Raw genomic sequence first — 23,189 nt, 5'->3', positions numbered from 1 at the left:
GTATTAACCCGTCTGAGATTATGTGGAACACGTTTGGCAGACGCGGGTGTTGAGGGCCGCACGCTGCGACCCTCAACACCGTTGTCCTGTTGCTACTTGGGGCTGGCCGGGGAATCAGCCTTGATCGACCCGTCGATGATGCCCTTCTTGATCTCCTCAAGCTGGGTCTTGGTGTCTGCGCTGACAGCCGAGTCCAAATCGTGGAACGGGGCAAGTGCCACGCCACCGTTGTCCAGGGTGCCAATGTACGGCGTCGGGTCGAACTTGCCGTCCAGATCTTCCTTGATGACTGTTTCCACGGCCTCGCCCATCGTCTTGATGACCGAGGTAAGCAGGATGTCCTTGTAGGTGGGGGCTGTCAGGAAGCCGTCCGAGTCAACCCATACGAGCTTGACGTCCTTGCCGTCCTTGTTGGCTGCCAGGATGGCATCGCCGGAACCCTTGCCCAGCGGACCGGCAACGGGCATGACCACGTCAGCACCTTCCGAGATCAGGTTGTTCGTGACCTTGGTGCCTTCCTGGATGATTTCAAAGGTGTTGGCGAAGGAGCCCTGCTGGGTCTCCTTATTCCAGCCAATGAGCTGGACGTCCTTGCCCTGCTTCTCGTTGAAGTACTTCACCCCGTCAGCAAAGCCGTCCATGAAGATCGTGACAGTGGGGATGTTGAGCCCACCGAATGTTCCCACCTTGCCGGTCTTCGACACGGAAGCCGCAACATAACCGGCCATGAACGCTGCCTGGGCGGTGTCGTAAACCACCGGCTTGACGTTGGGTGCATCGATGGTGTTGTCATCGATGATTGCGTAGTGCAGGTCCAGGTTATCCGCAGCCGCTTCCTTCGTGGCATCGGCCAGCAGGAAGCCGACGGTGACGGTGAGGTTGCAACCGGCGCTGGCCATCTGCGCCAGGTTGGGCACGTAGTCTCCCGAGTCCTTTGACTGGGCTTCCTTGATTTTGATGCCCAGATCGGCTTCAGCCTTTTTCAAGCCGTCGTAGGAGGACTGGTTGAACGACTGGTCGTCAAAGCCGCCGGAGTCGGAGACGATGCAACCCAAGAAACTGGCAGCCGCCGGATTTTCTGTTCCGGTTTCTCCACCGCCGCTGCCGCCGGGCGCAGGTGGTGCCTCGCCGCAGCCAGTGAGCAGCAGTGCCGCGGCACTGACTGCAATGGTTCCCACCAGGGCTCCGCGCTTGACGGTCTTGGCGGTGTTGAGAAGCAAATTTTTCAAGGTTCCTCCATCGATGTCTAGCCGCAAGGGAGGACTGGTGGACAACGCAGGCGCCATTCCCTCCCGCCAGCCGAAACACCACTGTTCCAACTTGTGAAGCGAACGCGATTGCCTTGACGCACCCCAGCATTGCGGCGCTATGGACACCACACTAGTGTCACTGCACGTCAGCGACCATAGCGCCGCGGCCCGCGGCCGCGCATTGTTGGGGAACCGTTACAGTTTGGACGGAGGGCAGGCTTGCTTTCTCCGTTTCGCGGAGGCATGCGCAAGGTGGCAGCTGCCGTGGGTGCCGCCGCACCTGCTGGTTACTGCCCTGCCGGGGTCCGCAGGGTGCGCAGGGCTGCCGCGCACAGCACCTTGATGCCAACGGCGAGGGCCCGCTCATCAACGATGTAGTCACCGCGGTGCAGGTCATATTCCTCGCCGCCGGGAACGTGGGTGCCCAGGCGCATCAAAGACCCCGGGATGCCTTGGAGGAACCATGCAAAATCCTCCCCGCCCATGGACTGCGGGGCCAGGACCACGGAGTCTTCGCCAAGTTCGGCACGGGCGGCTGCCTCAATGAGCGCGGTTTCGTGTTCGGAGTTGACCACCGGAGGCACGCCGCGGGTGTGTTCCAGGTGAACGTCGACGCCGAAAGGTGCGGCAATTTGTTGCACCACGTCGTCGAGCAATTCCCCGGCCGAGTGCCAGGCTTCGCGGTCAAGGCAGCGCATGGTGCCGCTCATGACGCCCTGGCCGGGGATGGCGTTGGGCGCTGAGCCGGCATGGATCTGCCCCCACACCACGGAGACGCCGCTGCGCACATCGACGCGGCGTGAGAGGACCGCCGGGACGCTGATGGCGATTTGGGCGAGTGCAAAGACAAGGTCTTCTGTCAGGTGCGGGCGGGAGCTGTGCCCGCCGCGTCCGGAGAGTTCAATCTTGATGGTGTCGGAGGCGCTGGTGATGGGCCCAATGCGGGTGCCGATCTTGCCAACTTCCACGCGCGGGTCGCAGTGCAGGGCCATGATGCGCGGCACGCCGTCGAGCGCGCCCTGGTCGATGCAGGACAAGGCGCCGCCGGGCAGGGTTTCCTCGGCCGGCTGGAAGATGATGCGGATGCGACCGCCCAGCGGCGTCACCGCATCCATTTTCGCCAACACCAGGGCGATCCCCAGCATGGCTGCGGTGTGGAAGTCGTGGCCGCAACCGTGCGTCACCCCGTGGTTGCGGGAGGCGAAGGGCAGCCCCGTTTCCTCCACAATTGGCAGGGCGTCGATGTCCCCGCGCAGGGCAGTGGTGATGGGGCCCTCGCCGATGTCGACAATGACCCCGGTGCCGTCCAGGCGTCGCGGCGACAGCCCGGCCGCAACGAGCCGGTCGTAGATTTTCTCCGAGGTCCGGAACTCCTGGAAGGACAGTTCCGGGTGGGCATGCAGGTCGCGACGGAACTCGAGGACCTCATTTATCAAGGGCTCAAGCCACGGGCCTACCAGCTCGGTCGGTTCTGTTTCCAGCGAGTAATTGCGCACAGTCCAAACTCTATCCATGACAGTGCCCGCTGGCGGCATTGGCGGCGCTGCGTTACTTTCTGCATCTTCCGCCCGGAGTACGACGGCTGGAAGCTCACCTTTGGCGAGCCCCCTCCCGCCGAGATGTCAGATCACGCCCCTTCCCTTCGCCGAGATGTCAGATCACGCCCCTTCCCAACACGGATGCGTCGTTGCCGGAGGGCGCGAACTCACACCTCGGCAGAAGTGGAGGGTGGAGGTAGGAAGCAGTGGGTTACAGGACGTCGGTGTCGCCCTGGGCCTTGAGCCCGTCGACGGCCTTCTTGACCAGCTGCGAGTGGGCGCGCGTGGTGACCAGCAGGGCATCGGGGGTGTCCACGACCACCACGTCCTGGATGCCGATCAAGGCAATGACCCGCTTCGTGTCGGTGACCACGATCCCGGTGCTGTCTTCGGTGAACACGCGGGCGCCCTCGCCAATGACCTTGACGTTCTTGTTTTCCAAGGCACTGCTCAACCGTGCAATGGCGGCAAAATCGCCCACATCGTCCCAGCTGAAGTCGGCCGGAATGACGGCCACGTCGCCGGCGTCGGCGGCAGGCTCCGCCACCGCATAGTCGATGGCAATCTTGGGTAGGGTGGGCCAGATGCGGTTCTTCACGGCAATCCGGTCGGGAGTGTCCCAGGCAAGGGCAATCTCCATGAGCCCTTCATAGAGGTCAGGCTCATTGGCCTTGAGGTGCTGGAGCATGAGTTCCACCGGAGCCACGAACATGCCCGCGTTCCAGTTGTATTCACCGCTGGCTAGGTACTGTTCGGCGATTTCCTCGCTGGGCTTTTCCACGAACTCTTCAACCGTGTGGGCGCTGGGAGCCCCGGCAACAGTCAACGGCGTCCCGGTGCGGATATAGCCAAACCCGGTGGAGGCGTGGGTGGGCTTGATCCCGATGGTCACGATCTTGCCCGTGGCGGCCGTGTAGATGGCCTCGCGGACGGCGGCCTGGAACTTGTCGTCGGGGCTGATCACCTGATCGGCGGCGAAGGATCCCATGATGGTGTCGGGGTCGCGGACAAACAGAATGGCTGCTGCCAGCCCGATGGCGGCCCCGGAATCCTTGGGCTCGGTCTCCAACACCAGGTTCTCATCGGCAATCTCCGGCAGTTGGCGGCAAACGGCCACCCGGTGCGCGTCCCCGGTAACCAGCAGGACCTTCTTGCCGCTGAGCGGTTCCAGCCTGTCATAGGTGGCGCGGATCAAGGTGCTGCCGCTGCCGGTGAGGTCGTGCAGGAACTTCGGTGCCGCGGCTCTGGACAAGGGCCACAGCCTGGTTCCGACACCCCCGGCGGGGATCACTGCGTAAAACCTGTCCAGCGGGTCCGGCGTGCCTGGCTGGGACTGAGGCAAATTGTGCGTATTCATCACCTCAACCATAGGTGATGGGCACCCCAGAAGGGCCCATCAGGGCCGCTTTGAAGCCAAACTTCCACCCGCAGGCGTAGGCCGGGCACACCGCCGTCGTACCTTCACTGGCGTGGGAAAACGCGTATACACCAGGAAATTGTGACACGTCTGTGATTTGTCGCATAGAGCAAGGAGTGCCTAAGTTGAATATGCTGTTAGCTAAGCCTAAATTTAGGCACAAGTATGAGTGCTTACGCCGTGTGCGTTTCCCCGCGTGGAACCACGCCAGCGCAACGGTGACGCAGGGAAGGTTTAATCAGTGCCGACAAAACCAGCTGGCACTCTGTACCGCGGCCGAGAAGGCATGTGGTCCTGGGTGGGACATCGGATTACCGGTGTAGTGATTTTTATATTCTTGTTGGTGCACGTTCTCGACACCTCATTGGTGAGGGTTTCCCCTGAGGCGTACACAGCAGTCATTGGGGCATACAAAAACCCCATCATGGGTTTGGGTGAAGCAGGCCTCGTCGCAGCAATCGTGTTCCACGCCTTCAACGGCTTGCGCATCATTGCGATCGACTTCTGGAAGAAGGGTCCCAAATTCCAGCGCCAGATGCTGTGGGGCGTTCTTGCACTGTGGGCCGTGACGATGATTCCGTTCCTGATCCGTCACCTCACCATTGTCTTCTCCAATTTCTTCGGAGGGAACTAGCATGAGTACCAACTCCATCGCGTCACCGCGCTCCAACAGTGCGCAGTCTCCCAAGTACAAGCGGAACAAGTCCTCGCACTCGAGCTTTGAGATGTTTGCCTGGCTGTTCATGCGCCTCTCCGGCGTGGTGCTGATCGTCCTGATCTTCGGGCACCTGTTCGTGAACCTGATGGTTGGCGACGGCATCCACGCCATTGACTTTGGCTTTGTTGCCGGCAAGTGGTCCGATCCGTTCTGGCAGATCTGGGACCTGGCCATGCTGTGGCTGGCGATGCTGCACGGCACCAACGGTGTCCGCACCATCATCAACGACTACGCCGAGCGTGACGGCACCCGCATGACCCTAAAGACAATTCTTTACATTGCCACCACCGTCATCATCGTTTTGGGCACCCTGGTCATCTTCACCTTTGACCCGTGCCCTCCCGGAGCCGTCATTGACCTCCCGTCCTTCTGCCCCGTTCCGTAACTTTTAGTGGCGGGCACCCGGTTTTTTAAGGCCGGGCGGCAAGAAGTGAACACCAGCATTTAGTGCAGTACAGAGAGAAAGAGCATCCAGTATGCAGGTCCACAAATACGACGTAGTAATCGTCGGGGCCGGTGGCGCAGGAATGCGTGCCGCCATTGAATCCGGTCAGCGCGCCCACACGGCCGTCCTGACCAAGCTCTACCCCACACGCTCCCACACGGGCGCGGCACAGGGCGGCATGTGTGCAGCCCTGGCCAACGTGGAAGAGGACAACTGGGAATGGCACACCTTTGACACTGTCAAGGGCGGGGACTACCTGGTGGACCAGGACGCTGCGGAGATCATGGCGAAGGAAGCCATCGACGCGGTCATCGACCTTGAAAAGATGGGTCTGCCGTTCAACCGCACACCCGAAGGCCGCATTGACCAGCGCCGCTTCGGCGGCCACACCCGCGACCACGGCAAGGCTCCCGTCCGCCGCGCCTGCTACGCAGCAGACCGCACCGGCCACATGATTTTGCAGACCCTGTACCAAAACTGCGTCAAGCACAACGTTGAGTTCTACAACGAGTACTACGTTTTGGACCTGCTCACTGTTGAAGAGGAAGCCACCCGCGAGGATGGCACCATCTACCTGCAGAAGAAGACTGCCGGCGTCGTTTCCTACGACCTGGCCACGGGCGAACTGCACATCTTCCAGGCCAAGTCCGTCATCCTGGCCACAGGAGGCGCGGGCAAGGTCTTCAAGACCACCTCCAACGCCCACACCCTGACCGGCGACGGCATGGGCATCGCGTTCCGCAAGGGCATCCCCCTGGAGGACATGGAGTTCTTCCAGTTCCACCCGACAGGCCTGGCCGGTCTGGGAATCCTGCTCTCCGAGGCAGCCCGTGGTGAGGGTGCCATCCTGCGCAACTCCGAGGGTGAGCGCTTCATGGAGCGCTATGCCCCCACCATCAAGGACCTGGCACCGCGTGACATCGTGGCCCGCTCCATGGCCAACGAGGTTCGTGAAGGACGCGGTTGCGGCCCGAACAAGGACTACGTCCTGTTGGATCTGACCCACCTGGAGCCGGCACACATTGACGCCAAGCTTCCGGACATCACGGAGTTCGCCCGCACCTATCTGGGTGTGGAGCCGTACACGGAGCCAGTCCCGGTCTTCCCCACGGCGCACTACGCCATGGGCGGTGTTCCCACGAACATCACCACCGAGGTTCTCCAGGACAACGACACCATCATCCCCGGCCTCTACGCCGCCGGTGAGGTTGCCTGTGTCTCCGTTCACGGTTCAAACCGTTTGGGCACCAACTCGCTGCTGGACATCAACGTGTTCGGCAAGCGTGCAGGCGTTGCCGCTGCCGAGTACGCCCTCACGGCTGACTTTGTTGACCTGCCGGAGGACCCGGAAGCCGGCACCGTGGCGCTGCTGGATCACGTCCGCACGTCCGACGGCGGCGAGAAGGTTGCGCTGATCCGCAAGGACCTGCAGGACACCATGGACGCCAACATGCAGGTGTTCCGCACCAAGGACTCCCTGAACAAGGTCCTGGGCGACATTGCCGGTTTCGAGGAGCGCTACACCCGCATCACCGTCCAGGACAAGGGCAAGCGTTTCAACCTTGACCTCCTGGAAGCTGTTGAGCTGGGCTTCCTGCTGGAATTGGCCAAGGTCATGACAGTTGCAGCCCTGCACCGTGAAGAATCCCGTGGCGGACACTACCGCGAGGACTTCCCGGACCGCAACGATGAGAAGTTCATGAAACACTCCATGGCCTACCTCGATTCCGGTATTACGGCAGAGAGCTCGGATGAGCACATTGCCGGCATCCGCTTGGAGACCAAGCCTGTTGTTGTTACCCGTTACCAGCCAATGGTGAGGAAGTACTAATGAGCACCGTAGAAGCTGAACTGCCCGAGCCGGCATCGAAGATTGAGCTGCCCGCACACCTTGGTGGCGGCGGTGAAATCCCCACTTTCGACGTCACCTTGCGTGTTCGCCGCTACGACCCCGAGTTCTCGGAAGAGTCCAAGTGGGAAGACTTCACCATGACCATGTACGGCACCGACCGCGTGTTGGATGCCTTGCACAAGGTCAAGTGGGAGCAGGACGGTTCGCTGTCCTTCCGCCGTTCCTGTGCGCACGGCGTATGCGGTTCCGATGCCATGCGCATCAACGGCCGCAACCGCCTGGCCTGCAAGACCCTGCTGAAGGACCTGGACACGTCCAAGCCGATCACGGTTGAGCCCATCAAGGGCCTGCCCGTGGAGAAGGACTTGATCGTGGACATGGAACCGTTCTTCCAGTCCTTCCGCGAGGTCATGCCGTTCCTGATCAACCGCGACCACTCCCCCACCAAGGAGCGCCTCCAGTCCGCCGAAGAGCGCGAGCGTTTTGACGACACCACCAAGTGCATCCTGTGCGCCGCGTGCACGTCATCCTGTCCCGTGTTCTGGACCGACGGCCAGTACTTCGGCCCGGCAGCCATTGTGAATGCACACCGCTTCATCTTTGACTCCCGCGACGACGCCGGCGACATGCGCCTGGAGATCCTCAACGACAAGGAAGGCGTGTGGCGTTGCCGCACCACCTTCAACTGCACCGAAGCATGCCCCCGCGGCATCCAGGTCACGCAGGCAATCGCCGAGGTCAAGCAGGCAATTCTGGCCCGCCAGATCTAGGCTTCGCTTTCAGTCAGCAGCAAAAGCGCCGCTCCCTTGTGGGGCGGCGCTTTTGCGTTGGATGCGGAATCCCTCCCTTCCTCCAAATCGAGTACGCAGTTATTAGACTGGAAAGCGCTTTCTTCCGTTATTTTGGTCCACTAAGTGCGTACTCGATTCCGGTTTGTGGAGTACGACGGCGGTTGGCGGGCTTGGGCTCCCCGGCCCGCCAGCCGCCGTCGTGCTTCAAACTGTGCAGCGGCAGTTAACCGCCCACCGACTCCAGCGCATCCAAGGCCTCGCCGATGTCGTCGCGAGAGTTGATGTTGAGTTTCTGGTAGATCTTGGCAGTATGCGTTTCGGTGGTGCGTTTGGAGATGACCAGCTTTTTGGTGATCTGGTTGTTGGTGTATCCGAGAGCCAAGAGCCCGGCGAGCTGCTGTTCACGCGGGGTGAGGCTTTGCAGCGGGGCGGCGGGCACAAAGAGCCCGCGGCGGGCGAGCAGCCGGGCCGCTTCGCCCCGGCTCGGCAACCCGCCTGCCGCCAGGTGCTCACAGCTTGCCAGCAGCGGGGCGGCGATGGGAGCATCGACGGCCGCCGCCAGCGATCGTGCACGTTGCAGTTGCGCGGGGGTAAGCCCCTCAGTGGTGCAGCAGGCAAGAAGGTGCAGGGCCCGCAACTCCATCAGGGCAAAGTCAAAGCTGCGGGCCAGCTCGACAAGCGCCAGCGCCTCGGCGCCTTCGCCGCCGGTGGGAGCATACATGGAGGCGAGGAGCAGGGCATAGCGCGAGGGCAGTTCCAGCAGCCGGCTCTCCCCCGTGGTTCGGTTGAGCAGCTGCTGGCGCACCTCTGCGGAGGCCGCATGGTTGCCGTTGGCGGCATGGGCCAGGGCCAGCGTTGCGAGCAGCAACCCCTCGGATCCTGTTCCGGAGAAGTCCTCAAGCTCCGCGCATGCCAGCGTCAGGTTTTCGGCCGCTGCCGGCCATTCGCCGTTCATGGAGGCCAGCAGCCCGCGGCCAAAAGCCACCAGGGTCTTGCGCATCTGGACGTGCCCGGGATTTCGTGCGATGGCGGTGTTCATGAGTCCGTAGATGAACGAGGCCTCACGGGTGTTCCCCGTGATCATGTCGGACAGGCACCAGGCCGCCACAATCTCACCTGTCGCGAGCGGATACTTGTTCATTGCTCGCACGGCGTGGGTCAGCTGCGCCCTGGCCAGGGAGCGTGCGCGCTTGGAGTCGCCGCGCTGCCCCATGGTGATGACGTTGGTTGATGCCAGCGGAAGAAAATGCGGAGTGGACCGGGTGGCATTGTATGTGTCCTGTTGCACGTTATACGACTCCGACATTCTGCCCCCGTAACTGAGGTAGATGCCGCGGGAGGCGGACAGCCGGTGGCGCGCCTGCTGGGTCGGCAGCTGTGACCCTGCGATGAGGTTTTCCGCCCAGTCGAGTATCTCCAGGGCGTCTTCCCAGCGGCCTTCCTGCAGCACGTACGCGTCCGAGAGGACCGTCGCCAGATCGGCGGCGAGCTCATTGCGTGGCCCCCCGTCGGGGAGGTTCTCCACTGTTTCCCGGGCGCGGCCGGAGTCGGCGGATACGGCCAGTGGGTTGTTACTGAAGCGGTGGGCTTCCATGCGGTTGATCAGTGCGTCGGCCCGGAGCAGTGACGGAGCATCCGGGTGGCGCAGGATCATCGTGGCAATGCGGATGCGGAAGGCATAGTCGGTGAGCGACCTACCGTACCCAAATGCGTCGGTGAGCAGCCGTAGGGGCACATCCTCCCCCGCCGCCAACGCCCAGGCGACAACGGTGAGCAGCTCAGACGTTTCACCTGTCCAGGCAACTCTGGAGGATTCCGTCTGGTCTGACAGAGCCTGGATTGAGGCCGGATCCCGGGTCGGGGTCTGGATCCGGGTAAACCGGGCGATGGCCGACGCGTACAGGGCCCGGTAGTGGCATCTGGTCTGGGCAGAATTGAGCAGCCCTGCCATCGCTTCACCAAAAATGGGGTGTGCCAGAGACACAACTGTGCCGGTGTGCAGTCCAGTGGTGGCGAGCCTGACGAGCCCGGCGTCGGCTAGCAGCCCGATGGCCTCGAGCGAGACTTCCCGGCCGAGCAGGTCCAAGGACACCGGCGCACACAGCGCCACGATCTCAAAGGCTGCCCGTTGTTTTACCGTCAGCTGTTCAATTTCAACCCTGAGGAGGTCGACAAGGGAGGTGCCTCCCGGCAGCTGGCCAGTCCACACCCACAGGCCCTGCCTCGACTCCAGCTGTTGGGAGGCTTCCAGCACTCGAAGAAGCTCGTGGAGGAACATGGCGTTGCCGCCAGTCATCGCATGCAGACGCTCGATGGTTTCCGCGGCAAAGGGTTGGGCGGGCAGGATGACTGCCGCGAACTCGCCAATCTCAGCAAGCGAAAGCTCGGGCACGTCGATGCGCCGGAGCGTGCCATCCCGCCAGGCCCGCACGAGCATTCCGGAAGGGCCGGGGGCGCTGCGGCAGGTGAGCACCACCCGAACATCCGTGCGCGAGATGAGGTATTCAAGAACTGCCTCACTCATCGGATCCAGCAGTGGAACATCGTCAATGTGGATGATCAGGCGGCCCGGTTTTACGGCGGCTCTGCCCGGCCTGCCGGCAGCGTGGTTGAGGCACTGCCCGATGATGAACTCGCCAATGCGGTCCGGGCGCTGATCGCTGGCCAGATTGCTCTCGGAGAGCACCGAATCGAACACAGCCAACGGAGTGCGCTGCGTCGCTTCGGTGGCCGTGAAATGCACAACCTGCAGCCCCGGGTACAGTCCACAATGCGTCTCGATCGAATGGACCGCCAACGAGGTTTTGCCCACGCCCCCGGCGCCCACGAGCAGCAGGTTGGAGCCCGGCCGCCCAAGGTTGGACACAACGTGTTCCACCAGCTCGTTGCGGCCCAGGAATTCACGCTGCCGCAGTGCCGTGTGCCGCAAGTTCATTCGAGACATGTGCGATCGTTCCATCCGGGCCCCAGACCCTGCAGAATGCATTCGGTTATCGACGTTAATTGTAGGTCAGAAATACGAACGGGTGCACATGGTTGGGTGGACCCACGACGGCGGGAGGCCGGCTGCCCTGCCCAACGGCAGGTCCCGCCCGGTCAGGCCTCAGCGCGTCAGGCCTTGGCTGCCCGACTCTTGGAACGCCGGGGGCGGTCGGCGGCCAGGACCGCCGCTATAGCGGCCGACATCAGGTACACCTGGCTGAGCAGGAAGAACCAGACAAAGAGACCCAGGATCACGGCGAAAGGAGCCAGCAGTTTGTTGCTCGTGCCACCATTAAGCAGCATCGCGCTGAAGAATCGCAGCACGGTGGCACCGGCACCGGAGAACAAGGCGGCCAGAATCAACACACGCCGTCGCATGCGCACCCGTGAGGCGATGCTGAACATGATCATGGCGACTGCCACGTCGAGGATGAACATCAAGGCGATGGAACCAAATTGTGCTGTTGCACCAGTGAGGAAACTTCCCCATCCCAGCACCTCTCCGAGATGGCCCATGGCGGCTGTGCTGAGCAGGCCGAGCACGCTGGTCAGCACCAGTGCCACTGCCAGCACCAGCAAGGTGACGCCGTCGCGGACCTTGGACAGGACAGGGTTTGTCCTGTCGCGTGCCAGGCCCAGCAGGGAGCGGATGCCCTCACGCAGGCCGTTGATCCACCCCATCGCTGTGACGAGCAGTGCGGCCAGGGAGACGAACAGGGTCAGTCCGAAGCCCCCCGTGCCGAGCAGTTGTTCGGGAGTTGCCAGGCCGCCATCGCCGGTGTTGATCAACCCGGGCGTGCTTTCGGCGACGAGATCAACCACGGCATCGCGCAGCACCTCGTTGTCGGCGGCGATCATGCCGAAAATGGAGAAACCGGCCACCAGCATGGCACCGACCGAGAAGAACATCAGGTAGGCGTTGCCTGCGGCCAGCAGCGGGCCGCGGCGGCGGGTGTACAGATTCCACACCCGCAGCGGAAACGTTTGTGCGGCCCTGGCGTTGAGCCACGGAAACAGTGTAGTGAGCTGTCGCCACGGGTTGCCGCTGGCACGGGCAGCCACAAAGTCTCCCCGTTTTGAAGCAGCCCAGTCGGCCAGCGCCGTGCGGTCGAGAGGACTCGGCGGCGCCTGCAAGGGCGCTGCCATGGGCTTTTTGGCGACCACCCCCGGGGCAACAAATCCCGGAAAATGGGCGGCCTCCAGCCCGTCTCTAACCTCTTCTCGCTCCCCCAAGAGCCAGCTCCTCCCGCAGTGCCCAGCCACCGGCAATAAAGTTGTACAGGCCAATACTGGCGACCTCAAAATCGGCCGAAAAATCCGCCATGTCGGCCTTCGCACGGGCCATGTTCGGTGCGTCCAGGTCATGGGCGATCGTCAGGTGCGGGTGGAAGTCAAACGCCAACAAGTGCTCCAGCGGACCCTCCAACAACTGCTCGTGGAGCTGTACACAATCGTGCGCGCCGTCCGCTACATTCAAGAACACAACTGGCGAAATCGGCTCAAACGTGCCCGTCCCCCGCAGCGAAATCACAAACGGCTCCCCGGCAGCAGCGACCTTCCGGACGTGCTCGGCAGCATCGTTCCAGGCCTCCTTGGCCCGCCCCGACACCAACGTGATGTGGGGAGGCACGACGGCGGAACCTGGCCCCGCGTACTCGGCCCGCCGCTCGCTGAGCTGCTCCGCCAGCGCAGGGGGCAGGGAAATAATGACGCCAAGACTGTCAGCGTGCGGGGTGGGCGATGCCCCGCTTTGACCAATGCCTGGCACGGCTAGTCGACCGGTCCCAGGGGCGGCAGGAAGCCCACCTTTTCGTACACGTCGGCCAGCGTTGCGGAGGCGATCTCCCGCGCCTTGGCAGCCCCATGCGCCAGTAGCGAGTCAAGCTCCGCCGGATCGTCGAGCAGTTCCAGCGTGCGTTTGCGGATGGGTTCCAGCCGTTCCACAACAGCCTCGGCCACATCCACTTTCAGGTGCCCGTACATCTTGCCATCGTACTGCGCCACGAGTGCGTCAACGGGCTGGTCCGTCAGGGTGGAGAGGATTTCCAGCAGGTTTGTCACACCGGGCTTGGCTGCACGGTCGTGGGCAACGACTGTGTCGTCATCCGTGACGGCTGACTTGATGCGCTTGGCCGTCACCTTGGGGTCGTCGAGGAGGTTGATCAGGCCGTTGGGGCCCGACGCCGACTTGGACATTTTCGCCGTCGGATTTTGCAGGTCGTAAATCCTGGCGCCTTCCTTCTGGATGAAGGCTTCCGGGACCACGAAGGTGTCGCCAAACCTAAAGTTGAAGCGCTTGGCCAGGTCGCGGGCCAGCTCGACGTGCTGGCGTTGGTCATCGCCCACGGGCACGCCCTGGGGGCGGTAGAGCAGGATGTCGGCGGCCATCAGCACCGGGTAGGTGAACAGCCCAACACTGGCAACGTCCTGCCCACCTTTCGCTGATTTATCCTTGAACTGGGTCATGCGGGAGGCCTCGCCAAAGCCGGTGATGCAGTTCAGCACCCAGGCCAGCTGGGCGTGCTCCGGTACGTGGGACTGGACAAACAGCGTTGACTTTTCAATGTCGATGCCGCCGGCAATGTACTGTGCCGCAGTCTTGCGGGTGCGTTCGCGCAGTTCCGCCGGGTCCTGCTCCACGGTGATGGCGTGCATGTCCGGGATGAAGAACAGCGTCTGGTAGTCATCTTGGGTCTTCACCCAGTTGACCAGCGCGCCCAGGTAGTTGCCCAGGTGCAGGCTGTCTCCGGAAGGCTGCATTCCGGAGAGGACGCGGGGGCGTTGTGTAATCTCACTCATGATGGTTGAAAAGTCCTTTAGAACTTGTAGTCGACAACAAGTGGTGCATGGTCTGAGAAGCGGGCTTCGTAGGATTCAGCCCGGTCCACCACGCAGGTCTGGGCCTTGGCCAACAGGCCGGGGGTGGCGGCGTGGTAGTCGATGCGCCAGCCGGTGTCGTTGGTGAAGGCCTGGCCGCGGTTGGACCACCAGGTGTAGGGGCCGTCGACGTCGCCGGCGAGTTCGCGGGCAACATCCTTGAAGCCGATTTCATCACCGAAGAACCGGTCAAAGTACGCGCGCTCCTCGGGCAGGAACCCGGAGCGCTTCACATTGCCCTTCCAGTTCTTGATGTCAAAGGTCTTGTGGCCCACGTTCAGGTCACCCACCACAAGTGCGTGGTCGCTGCCTGCTGCCAGTTGCGGCAGGCGCCCGATCATGGTGTCCAGGAAGCGGAACTTGTCCTCCTGTTTGATGGTGCCGACCTCGCCGGAATGGACGTAGGCGCTGACCACGGTGAGGGTCTGGTCCGTGCCGTCGGATCCCGTGACCACGTAGTCGGCCTCCACCCAGCGGCCGGTGGTGGCGAAGTAATCATCGCCAATGCCGAGGCGGGTGGCCACCGGTTCCAGGCGGTCCTTGCGGGTGGCGATCAGCACCCCGGCACGCCCCTTGGCCTCAGCCTCGGCGTGCAGCAGGTGCCAGTCCTCGCCGAGGAAGCCCTCCACGATCGCATCTGGTGCGCGCACTTCCTGCAGGCACAAGATGTCCACATCGCGCGCTGCAAGCCACGGGCCCATGCCGTTCTTGTAGGCGGCACGAATGCCATTGACGTTGACGCTTGCGATCCTCAACTGACCGTTTTCAATACCGTTGCTCACTTGTTCAACCTTACCCGCAGGGCCTGATGATTTTGATGCACGACGCCGTTGCCCAGGTGGTGCCGGATCGTCCGCCCGCGCGGGGCGCATGGATGGTGACGGGCGTTAGTCGATGATGGTGCCGCTGACGGGCTCGTCGCCGTCGCCCGCGGTGGCCGTTTTGGCTTCCTGGGCGTTCTCGGCCTGGCGTTCGGCGTTCTTTTTGGCCATCGCCGCGTCCATTTTGGCTTCCTGGGCTTCCCAGTTCGGGTTGATCATGCCGCGGCCGTTCGTGGCCGTAATGTCAATCGTATCCAGCGCCCGGGCCACCATCTCGGCGTCCTTGCCGAGGTATTCGTTGACTACGCCCACCTGGACGCTGATGATCTTGAACGAGTGGTCCAGTTTCATCTCGCGCGCCTTCTCGGCCGTGCGCGAGCCGGAATCCTGCGAGACCAGGCGGGTGCCGCCGTCGGACGGGGCACTGGCACTGTTGTGCTGCGCCATCTGCGCCTGGGCGAGGGCCACCTGGCGGGCGCCGAATGCCGCGGCCTTGTGCACGCCGATGTAGACGAAGGTGGAGAGCACCAGCCAGCCGAGCGCGATCGCCGCGATGATCCACCCCAGCACCGTGCTGTTGTTGGCCGCGAAAACGAGGGCTACAAGGAATACAGCTGCCAGCACAATGGTGCCAACGCCAGTGAACTTGCCGGGTTTGGACATTTTGCCGGTTTGAGGAGAAGTCATGATCCCATTCTCTCAAATCCCGACGCCGTCCGTGCCCGGCTTCCACCAGCGGCGAACGTGGGCGCTGCCACCCGTGCCGCCGCACTGTTTTGATGCATGTGACGCGTGCCGCTGTGTAGCACGACGCCGGGCCCCTCCAGCCGCGGTTTTCCCGCCCTTGGCACCGTCCCCGGCTCTTGCGCTGCGCCCCAGTTGAGACTGCAGCTGATGCGATCCATCACCCGACATGCCGCGCGGGCCCACGAGCTCGCAATTTCGGCCCTGGAACTCGAATTGTGGGGTCGAAATCGTCGATTCCAGGGGCGGTTGCAACCTGACCGGCGCATCAGTGCTTATTGCCGCGCCAATCCGCATCGAGAATGCACCCAACCCGCGGTCCAACCTTCCCTGGAACCCGCCCATTCCGTGAAAGTGCCCCCAACCTGCGAGGAGGGTGCAACTTTGGCGGCATGTCGCGGGTCCGGTCCCTGCTCGGCAAAATCGGGTTGCCAACGCTGTCGAGTTGCTCCCTTCTCGACACGTTGATCGGGCGTAGCCAATCCGATCAACACATTTACCTGACAACCCGACGTCCATAGGCCCGTTCGGCCGCAAGGATGGGCATTTCGGGACTATTTAAAGGGGTTCCAGGGAGCGTCGGGGGCCAGGGCGGACAGCCCGCCGCGCAGCAGGAGGAAGCCGACAATGCCAAGCACCCACAGCAATGTTTCGCTGGCAAACGCACCCAACTTGGAGCTGAGCCGGCGCAACAGGGCGTCCAACTTCTGCCCCGCGAGCAGGCGCAAGCCCACAAGCACCAGGGCAGGCAGCAGCATGACCAGGCAGTACACGGCCAGGACCCCAATCTCACCCGGCAGCGCCAGCGCCGAGTTGGACAGCACGCCGATCGCCACCACATACGGAAGCATCGTGGGCAGCTCCAACAGCCCGGCAATCAACGCCAGTCCCACAATGCCGCCCGGACTCCGCAACGCCGTCGACAGCCGCTGCTGCCATTTGATCTCCACCGCCGGAGTTTCCGGAACGGATGCAGCACCCGTTGGGGGGTCCGATGCCACGGCCGGGGTGTCGGCCGGGGACATCGCAGAACCCGCCGACGCCCGGTCTGCCCCTGCTGCCACCGTCTTTTTCGCGGGATCCTTGCCGCCCGGCTTCGCCATCAGTGCATACGCCAGCATGCCGCCGCCTGCCAGCACCATGGCCCACTGAACGGCCGGGATCGCTGCCATCGAGCCGCCGCCCATTCCACTGATGGCCCAGTCGGCACCGCTGAGCATGACGATTCCGACCAGCAGGTAAAAGAACGCCAGGACACCCAGGTACAGCAGAATCCGCGGCACCATGCGGCGGGCATCGGGGCGCAGCAGCAGCCACAACGGGATGAGGAGGGTGCCGATGCTGGTGCTGTCGATGAGTGCCAGAACGGCCAGTTGGGCATAAATTGCGATCGTCATGGGTCCAGCCTGCCAACGCCGGACCCGGGCGGCGTCGGCCATTGGACGCACCCGGAGGTCATACCTTCGTCGCATCTGCCCGCGTTTCGTTTGCCCGCACCTGCCACCCCACGGAAGACTGGGGACATGGACCAATCCGCAGCACCCGCCGGCCCGGCACTCAGCCGCCCTGCGCCCTTGTTCCGGCGACTCGGCAGTAGTTTCATGCGCCTCAATGTGCGGCGCATGGCGAAAATCAAGGTCGAGGACATGGCACTGGCCGGCGGCTATTTCGCGCTCTTTTGGCTCCTCGACGCCGTCAATCTGACAGCCTTCGGCAGCCTCAAGGTGGAGCAGCTGGCAGCAGCCTGGCCGGCCATTGCGGTGCTGGGCTGCATGGGCGTCCTGTTCCGCCGCACCGCACCTACGGCCATGGCTTGGATGTGCGGCACGGCGGCGGTGGGACTGCTCCTGGCCGGGCACGCCGGAGCGTTCCTGCTGATCTTTGAGTTCTTCTTCTCACTGGTCCTCTTCGGCACCACCAAAGCCGCCTCGCTCGCGTCCAGGGCATCGTGGGCCCTGACGGTGCTGTTGGTGATTGCCGCCTTTGCCGCGTCCAAAAATGCCGGCATCGCGGTGGCTGCGGGCGTCCTTGCCGTCGTCACGCTGCTGACCCCCGTGGAATGGGCGGGGAACCTGCGCAAGGCCAACCAGCTGGCGGAGAGCGAATCCGCCCGCGCAGATGCCGTCCATGACGCAGCGCAGCAGCGGATTCTGGCCGAGCGCAATGCCCATGACCTTGCCCTCGAGCACGAACGACAGCACATGGCACGCGAACTCCACGACGTCATTTCCGCCCGGCTCTCGGCCATCGCGCTGCAGTCCGGGGCCGCCCTCCATGCCGCCAGGACCGCCTCGTCTGATACCCCAGGCACCGTGCTGCTGCGCCAGATCCGTGCCGAAAGCGTTTCGGGCCTGGACGAGCTGAACACCATGATCCGGCTGCTGCACTCCGGCGCATCCTCCGAGGCACCGGGGCGGATCGCCGAACTGGCACCGCTGATCGAGGCCCACCGTGAGGCAGGCGGGGACGTGCGCTTCAGCAATTCTCTGCACGACGGCGGCCATCACCTGCCGCTGCCCGTCCAGACCACGGCGTACCGCATAGCGTCCGAGTCCCTGGCCAACGCGGCCAAGCATGCACCCGGGAAACCGGTGGTCATCTCACTTGCCGCGGTTCCGTCCGGCACACCAGCCGGAGCACCAGCAGACCCACCAAGCGGCACGCCAGCAGGGACGAATGGGAATGCCGGCCATGACCTTTTGTTGACGGTCAGCAGTGCCCTGCCCGCAGGCACTGCCGGGTCATCCACCGGAACGGGCACAGGCATTCCCAGCATGCATTTCCGTGCGGCACACGCAGGCGGAACACTCACGGCTGCACCGGACGGCACAGACTGGAAGGTGGCCCTGCGACTGCCGCTCTCCGTCCCCGCAGCACCCGCGGCACCCGCGAACACCGAACACCCCACCGAAGGACACACGGCATGACCGAGCACCCCGCCTTGGCTCCGGCCCCGGCCCCCGTTCCGGCACGGCAACCCATCACGGTCCTGATTGTCGATGACCATGCCGCCATCAGGCTCGGCATGCGCATGGTGGTGGACACCTCAGCCGACATGGAGGTGGTGGGCGAGGCTGGTGACGGTGGCGCCGCCGTCACCATGGCACGTGCGCTGCGGCCCGACGTCGTGCTTATGGATTTGCGCATGCCGGTCATGGACGGCATCGAGGCCACCAGGATCATTGTCGGGGAGGGCCACTCGACCGTGCTGGTGCTGACAACGTTTGACCAGGACTCCCAGCTTTTTGGTGCGCTGCGGGCCGGCGCTGCCGGATTTCTGCTCAAAACGGCGGAGCCGGAGGCCATCACGGCGGCGCTGCGGCGGGTCCATGACGGCGACCAGGTCATTGCCCCGGAGGTGACCGCCCGGATTGTGGCCGCGGCTCTCTCCGCCCAAACGGTCCCGGCGGCCACTCCGGCCGACCCGCCCGGCTGGGAACTTCTCACGGAACGCGAACGCGAGGTTTTTGCCGCCCTGGGCGAGGGCCTGACGAACTACGTGATCGGGCGCCGGCTGGGGATTTCCGAGGCCACGGTCAAGACGCACGTCTCCCGGGTGCTCTCGAAGCTGGGGTTGGCAAACCGGGTGCAGGCGGCGCTGTTGCAGAAATAGCCCGGCGCGTCCCCCACACCCCTGCATTTTCGGCCCGCGCAGCACCACCAGGCGCTGGTGGTATTCGGTCTCGTCAACCTCGCCACGGGCGTAGCGCTCCCGCAGCACGGACTCGGCGCCCAGGTTCTGGTGCCATTCACGGCTGCGGCGCCACCGGCGCGGGTCCAGGAAAATGAACAGGCCAATCACCACGATCCAAAACAGCGGGATAAGCAGGAACCACGGGCGGGACCATCCGTGGCCCCAGCCGCGGCGACCATGGTCTGGGGCGGCCAGCCTGAGCTCGGGCAATAACCTTTCAGGGTATTCCCGGCGCCCTCATTGCCGCGGCTCCCGAACAGGCGCATCATGGGGGAAGGCCTCAAAGGAGCGTGGAGATCATGTCAAGCATCCAACACACCTGCAGCATCGCGCCGCCAGACCTGCTGGGATGGCTGGCCGTGGAGGGTAATCCCGCGCAGCGTGAGGCCGCGGTGCGGGCCTTGGCCACCTCCGCGGCCATCCGTTCCCAACGTGCCGTGATGGGCCACCTGGGCCGGCGGCTGAACCTGCATGCCGGGGCGTTGATGGGCGGGGCTGCCGAGACGGGCGAGCGGCTGAGCGTCTACGACAACCAAAAGCAGGGCAGGCCGTTCCTGCCCGGGGTCCTGGTGCGCGGTTGGCAGAAGCCGCCGGTGCAGGACGAGGCGGTCAACCAGGCCTATGACGGCAGCAACGCCACCTACGAGTTCTACCGGGACATCTACGGCCGCAACTCCCTGGACAACGCAGGGATGGAGCTGGTCTCCACCGTCCACTATGGCGTTGCCTTCGACAACGCCTTCTGGGACGGCACCCAAATGGTCTATGGCGACGGCAGCGGACGAATCTTCCAAGTGGGCGGACTGACACGCTCCGTGGATGTGATCGCCCATGAGCTGACTCACGGCATCACCGAGTTCACCGCGGGACTGGAGTACAGCAAGCAGTCGGGGGCGCTGAACGAATCGTTCTCCGACGTCTTCGGCTCGCTGGTCAAACAGTACAGCCTGAACCAGACGGCGGCCGAGGCCAGCTGGCTGGTGGGCGAGGGGATCCTGGTCCCCGGGCTCGGCAAGGCGCTGCGCTCCATGCTCCACCCCGGCACGGCCCACTCCGGCGACACGCAGCCCGCGGACATGGCGCACTACGTGGAACTGCCCGATGACAACGACCCCCGCAACGACAACGGCGGCGTGCACATCAACTCGGGCATCCCCAACCGGGCCTTCGCCCTCGCGGCGATCGCATTGGGCGGCCATGCTTGGGAGAAGGCGGGGCGGATCTGGTACCAGGTCCTGACCACCCTGCTGCGTCCGACCACCCAATTTGATGCGGCCGCCCATGCCACGGTCGACGTGGCCGGGACGCTGTTTGGTGCCGCCGAACAGGAAGCCGTCCACAACGCGTGGAAGACGGTGGGGGTGCTCTCATGAAGCTGACAATTATTCGCGGCGGGGGCATTGCCGGGATCGTCGCCCGGACCGAGCTGGATGCCCAGGCCCTGCCGGAACCGGCCGCGAAGGCGTTTGCACAGGAGGTCGCCCGCGCGAATCTGGACTCACTGCCCGCTCCGGCCGACGCCCGCAGGTGGCCTGACGCTCAGCTCTACGAAATCTCCGTGGAGAGCACCGAGCACTCCTTCAAGGTTCGGTGCACGGATGACAGCATGCCGGAGAACGTCCGGCTGCTCGTGGCATGGGTGGACAGCCGGCCCGAACGCATTGACTCCATCGAATAGCCGCATCCCCGGGCAAGCTGTCCTCCCGGCAACAAGCCATTCACATGTCAGCGCCGGCACGAAGCAGGATTGGCGGCAGAGCGCAGGATCGACCAACCCAGCCAACGCAAAAGGAGGCCGACGACGGAACCCAAGTTCCGTCGTCGGCCTCCCCATGCCCTCCCAACACTCGCAAGCTCGCGTCGGGGCCCTCGGGCGCGTGCGCCCATCTAAAGGGCTAGGCGCGCTCGGCGGCCTCGACCACGTTGGCCAGCAGCATGGCGCGGGTCATGGGACCAACACCGCCAGGGTTCGGGGAAATCCAGCTCGCCACCGCGGCGGCCGCCGGCTCCACGTCACCGGTGACAACGGCCTTGCCATTGCCGTCATCCACGCGGCTCACGCCAACATCCAGGACAATGGCGCCGGGCTTCAGGTCGGCGGCCTTGATCATGTGCGGCACGCCGGCTGCGGCAACCACCACGTCGGCCTCGCGCAGCTCAGCCGCAAGATCGAGCGTGCCGGTGTGCGCCAGCACCACGGTGGCGTTGATGTCGCGGCGGGTCAGCAGCAGGCCCATGGGCCGGCCGATCGTGACGCCGCGGCCAACCACCACTACGCGCTTGCCGTTCAGTGAAATGCCGTGGCGTTCCAGCAGCACAATGCAGCCCTTGGGCGTGCACGGCAGCGGGGAGACCATGGGCCGGTTCACGTTGGCGACCAGGCGCCCCAGGTTCATGGGGTGCAGGCCGTCGGCGTCCTTGGCCGGGTCGATGGCTTCCAGCACCACGTCCTGGTCAATGTGCTTCGGCAGGGGAAGCTGGACGATGTAGCCGGTGCAGGTCGGGTCCTCATTGAGCGCGCGGACGGCGGCCAGGACTTCATCCTGGGTGGCCGTCTCGGGCAGGTCGATGCGGATGGACTTGATGCCAACTTCGGCGCAGTCCTTGTGCTTTCCACCCACGTACCACTGGGAGCCCGGATCCGAGCCAACCAGGATGGTGCCCAGGCCCGGGGTGACGCCGCGTGCGGCAAGTGCCGCAACGCGTTGCGTCAACTCGGCTTTGATGGCAGCGGCTGTGGCCTTGCCATCAAGGATTTGAGCAGTCATGCTTTTTACCATTCTTCCTGGCCGGGGTACAGCGGGAAGTCCGCGGTGAGTGCCTTGACGCGGGCGCCCAGGGCGGCAATGTCGGCACCGCCCTTCAGGGCTGCTGCGATGATCTCGCCAACCTCGGTGAACTCCTTGGCGCCGAAGCCGCGGGTGGCCAGTGCCGGGGTGCCGATGCGCAGGCCGGAGGTGACCATCGGGGGGCGGGGGTCGAACGGGACGGCGTTGCGGTTCACGGTGATGCCGACGCTGTGCAGGAGGTCCTCGGCCTGCTGGCCATCCAGGACGGAGTTGCGCAGGTCAACGAGCACCAGGTGCACATCGGTGCCGCCGGTCAGCACGGACACGCCGGCTGCGGCAACGTCGGGTGCGTTCAGGCGCTCGGCGATGATCGCAGCACCTTCCAGGACGCGCTGCTGGCGCTCCTTGAATTCCTCACCTGCGGCAACCTTGAAGGCCACTGCCTTGGCGGCGATGACGTGCATGAGCGGGCCGCCCTGCTGTCCCGGGAACACGGCGGAGTTGAGCTTCTTGGCCCACTCGGCCTTGGCCAGGATTACGCCGGAGCGCGGGCCGGAGAGGGTCTTGTGCACGGTGGAGGTGACCACGTCGGAGTACGGCACCGGGTTCGGGTGCAGGCCTGCTGCTACGAGTCCGGCGAAGTGGGCCATGTCGGTCCAGAGCAGCGCGCCAACCTCGTCGGCGATGGAGCGGAAGGCTGCGAAGTCCAGCTGGCGCGGGTACGCGGACCAGCCGGCGATGAGGACCTGGGGCTTCTCGGCGATGGCCTGCTCGCGCAGCTTGTCCATGTCGATGCGGAAGGTGTCTTCCTCAACCTGGTAGGCGGCAACATCGTAGAGCTTGCCGGAGAAGTTCAGCTTCATGCCGTGGGTCAGGTGTCCGCCATGGGCCAGGGACAGGCCCATGATCTTCTCGCCGGGCTTGATCATTGCTGCGAGCGCAGCAGCGTTGGCCTGGGCGCCGGAGTGCGGCTGGACGTTGGCGTACTCGGCGCCGAAAAGGTCCTTCACGCGCTGGATGGCCAGGTTCTCGGCCACGTCAACGGCCTCGCAGCCGCCATAGTAGCGGCGGCCCGGGTAGCCCTCGGCGTACTTGTTGGTCAGGACGGAGCCCTGGGCCTGGAGTACTGCGCGGGGGGCGAAGTTTTCGGAGGCGATCATTTCCAGCGTGTCGCGCTGGCGGGCAAGCTCGTCTTTGAGGACGGCCGCGATTTCCGGGTCAAGCTCGGAGAGCGGGGCGTTGGTGACGGACTGGGTGGGGGAAAAAGACAC

At 64.1% G+C, this 23,189-nt stretch carries 20 protein-coding genes; 8 read left to right on the top strand and 12 right to left on the bottom strand.

The features are described from left to right. Positions 1-92 precede the first annotated feature (92 nt). The 3 genes from art_RS18460 to art_RS18450 form a co-directional block, all read right to left on the bottom strand. Positions 93-1,220: a BMP family protein gene (locus tag art_RS18460; RefSeq protein WP_038470937.1), complete on the bottom strand. Its 1,128-nt coding sequence runs from the start codon at positions 1,218-1,220 to the stop codon at positions 93-95. A gap of 317 nt (positions 1,221-1,537) precedes the next feature. After that, entirely contained in the window at positions 1,538-2,746 is a 1,209-nt protein-coding gene (locus tag art_RS18455) for an amidohydrolase (protein WP_038467282.1), read from the bottom strand. Positions 2,747-2,999: 253 nt separating this feature from the next. Then, positions 3,000-4,145 carry a mannose-1-phosphate guanylyltransferase gene (locus art_RS18450; RefSeq protein ID WP_038470935.1) on the bottom strand — a complete coding sequence of 382 codons (1,146 nt, stop codon included), beginning with the start codon at positions 4,143-4,145 and terminating at the stop codon, positions 3,000-3,002. 301 nt (positions 4,146-4,446) lie between these two features. On the opposite strand from art_RS18450, the gene sdhC reads away from it, so the two are divergent. The 4 genes from sdhC to art_RS18430 all read left to right on the top strand — a co-directional run bounded on the left by sdhC (position 4,447) and on the right by art_RS18430 (position 7,990). Continuing rightward, positions 4,447-4,839: a succinate dehydrogenase, cytochrome b556 subunit gene (gene sdhC, locus art_RS18445; protein WP_082000423.1), complete on the top strand. Its 393-nt coding sequence runs from the start codon at positions 4,447-4,449 to the stop codon at positions 4,837-4,839. A gap of 1 nt (position 4,840) precedes the next feature. Further along, positions 4,841-5,308 carry a succinate dehydrogenase hydrophobic membrane anchor subunit gene (locus art_RS18440; RefSeq protein ID WP_038467278.1) on the top strand — a complete coding sequence of 156 codons (468 nt, stop codon included), beginning with the start codon at positions 4,841-4,843 and terminating at the stop codon, positions 5,306-5,308. A gap of 91 nt (positions 5,309-5,399) precedes the next feature. Then, entirely contained in the window at positions 5,400-7,199 is a 1,800-nt protein-coding gene (gene sdhA, locus art_RS18435) for a succinate dehydrogenase flavoprotein subunit (RefSeq protein ID WP_038467276.1), read from the top strand. Beyond that, on the top strand, positions 7,199-7,990 hold the full coding sequence (locus tag art_RS18430; protein ID WP_038467274.1) for a succinate dehydrogenase iron-sulfur subunit: 792 nt from the start codon (positions 7,199-7,201) through the stop codon (positions 7,988-7,990). Before sdhA ends, art_RS18430 begins: the two co-directional genes overlap by 1 nt. Positions 7,991-8,234: 244 nt before the next feature. Here art_RS18430 and art_RS18425 read toward each other — a convergent pair whose 3' ends face one another. From art_RS18425 to art_RS18395, 7 genes are all read right to left on the bottom strand, one after another. After that, positions 8,235-10,955 carry a LuxR C-terminal-related transcriptional regulator gene (locus tag art_RS18425; protein WP_157875354.1) on the bottom strand — a complete coding sequence of 907 codons (2,721 nt, stop codon included), beginning with the start codon at positions 10,953-10,955 and terminating at the stop codon, positions 8,235-8,237. Positions 10,956-11,122: 167 nt separating this feature from the next. Next, a complete protein-coding gene (locus art_RS18420) occupies positions 11,123-12,226 on the bottom strand; it encodes a YihY/virulence factor BrkB family protein (RefSeq protein WP_157875353.1) in 1,104 nt (367 codons plus the stop codon). Next, positions 12,204-12,761: a 2'-5' RNA ligase family protein gene (locus art_RS18415; protein WP_052136754.1), complete on the bottom strand. Its 558-nt coding sequence runs from the start codon at positions 12,759-12,761 to the stop codon at positions 12,204-12,206. Before art_RS18415 ends, art_RS18420 begins: the two co-directional genes overlap by 23 nt. A gap of 2 nt (positions 12,762-12,763) precedes the next feature. Then, a complete protein-coding gene (trpS, locus tag art_RS18410) occupies positions 12,764-13,792 on the bottom strand; it encodes a tryptophan--tRNA ligase (RefSeq protein ID WP_038467270.1) in 1,029 nt (342 codons plus the stop codon). 17 nt (positions 13,793-13,809) lie between these two features. Next, complete coding sequence (locus art_RS18405) at positions 13,810-14,652, bottom strand: exodeoxyribonuclease III (RefSeq protein WP_038467268.1); 843 nt, start codon at positions 14,650-14,652, stop codon at positions 13,810-13,812. Positions 14,653-14,757: 105 nt separating this feature from the next. Continuing rightward, entirely contained in the window at positions 14,758-15,378 is a 621-nt protein-coding gene (locus tag art_RS18400) for a hypothetical protein (RefSeq protein WP_157875351.1), read from the bottom strand. A 611-nt stretch (positions 15,379-15,989) separates the two neighbouring features. Beyond that, positions 15,990-16,832, bottom strand: a complete 843-nt coding sequence (locus art_RS18395) for a GAP family protein (protein ID WP_157875350.1) — start codon at positions 16,830-16,832, stop codon at positions 15,990-15,992. Positions 16,833-16,958: 126 nt separating this feature from the next. Between art_RS18395 and art_RS21285 the strand changes: the two genes are divergently transcribed. From art_RS21285 to art_RS18370, 4 genes are all read left to right on the top strand, one after another. Then, positions 16,959-18,362, top strand: a complete 1,404-nt coding sequence (locus art_RS21285) for a sensor histidine kinase (protein ID WP_052136752.1) — start codon at positions 16,959-16,961, stop codon at positions 18,360-18,362. Continuing rightward, on the top strand, positions 18,359-19,048 hold the full coding sequence (locus art_RS18385; protein ID WP_052136751.1) for a response regulator transcription factor: 690 nt from the start codon (positions 18,359-18,361) through the stop codon (positions 19,046-19,048). The genes art_RS21285 and art_RS18385 overlap by 4 nt, the downstream gene beginning before the upstream one ends. Before the next feature lie 380 nt (positions 19,049-19,428). Next, positions 19,429-20,502: a M4 family metallopeptidase gene (locus art_RS18375; RefSeq protein WP_038467263.1), complete on the top strand. Its 1,074-nt coding sequence runs from the start codon at positions 19,429-19,431 to the stop codon at positions 20,500-20,502. Then, positions 20,499-20,807, top strand: coding sequence for a protealysin inhibitor emfourin (locus art_RS18370; RefSeq protein WP_038467261.1), 309 nt, complete (start codon positions 20,499-20,501; stop codon positions 20,805-20,807). Before art_RS18375 ends, art_RS18370 begins: the two co-directional genes overlap by 4 nt. A 217-nt stretch (positions 20,808-21,024) precedes the next feature. Here the strand turns inward: art_RS18370 and art_RS18365 are convergent, their stop codons facing one another. Continuing rightward, on the bottom strand, positions 21,025-21,909 hold the full coding sequence (locus art_RS18365; RefSeq protein ID WP_253901406.1) for a bifunctional methylenetetrahydrofolate dehydrogenase/methenyltetrahydrofolate cyclohydrolase: 885 nt from the start codon (positions 21,907-21,909) through the stop codon (positions 21,025-21,027). After that, positions 21,903-23,189, bottom strand: coding sequence for a serine hydroxymethyltransferase (gene glyA, locus art_RS18360; RefSeq protein ID WP_038467259.1), 1,287 nt, complete (start codon positions 23,187-23,189; stop codon positions 21,903-21,905). The genes art_RS18365 and glyA overlap by 7 nt, the downstream gene beginning before the upstream one ends.

The sequence above is a fragment of the Arthrobacter sp. PAMC 25486 genome (assembly GCF_000785535.1).
Lineage (GTDB): Bacteria > Actinomycetota > Actinomycetes > Actinomycetales > Micrococcaceae > Specibacter.
This window is presented reverse-complemented; position numbering and strand designations above follow the sequence as displayed.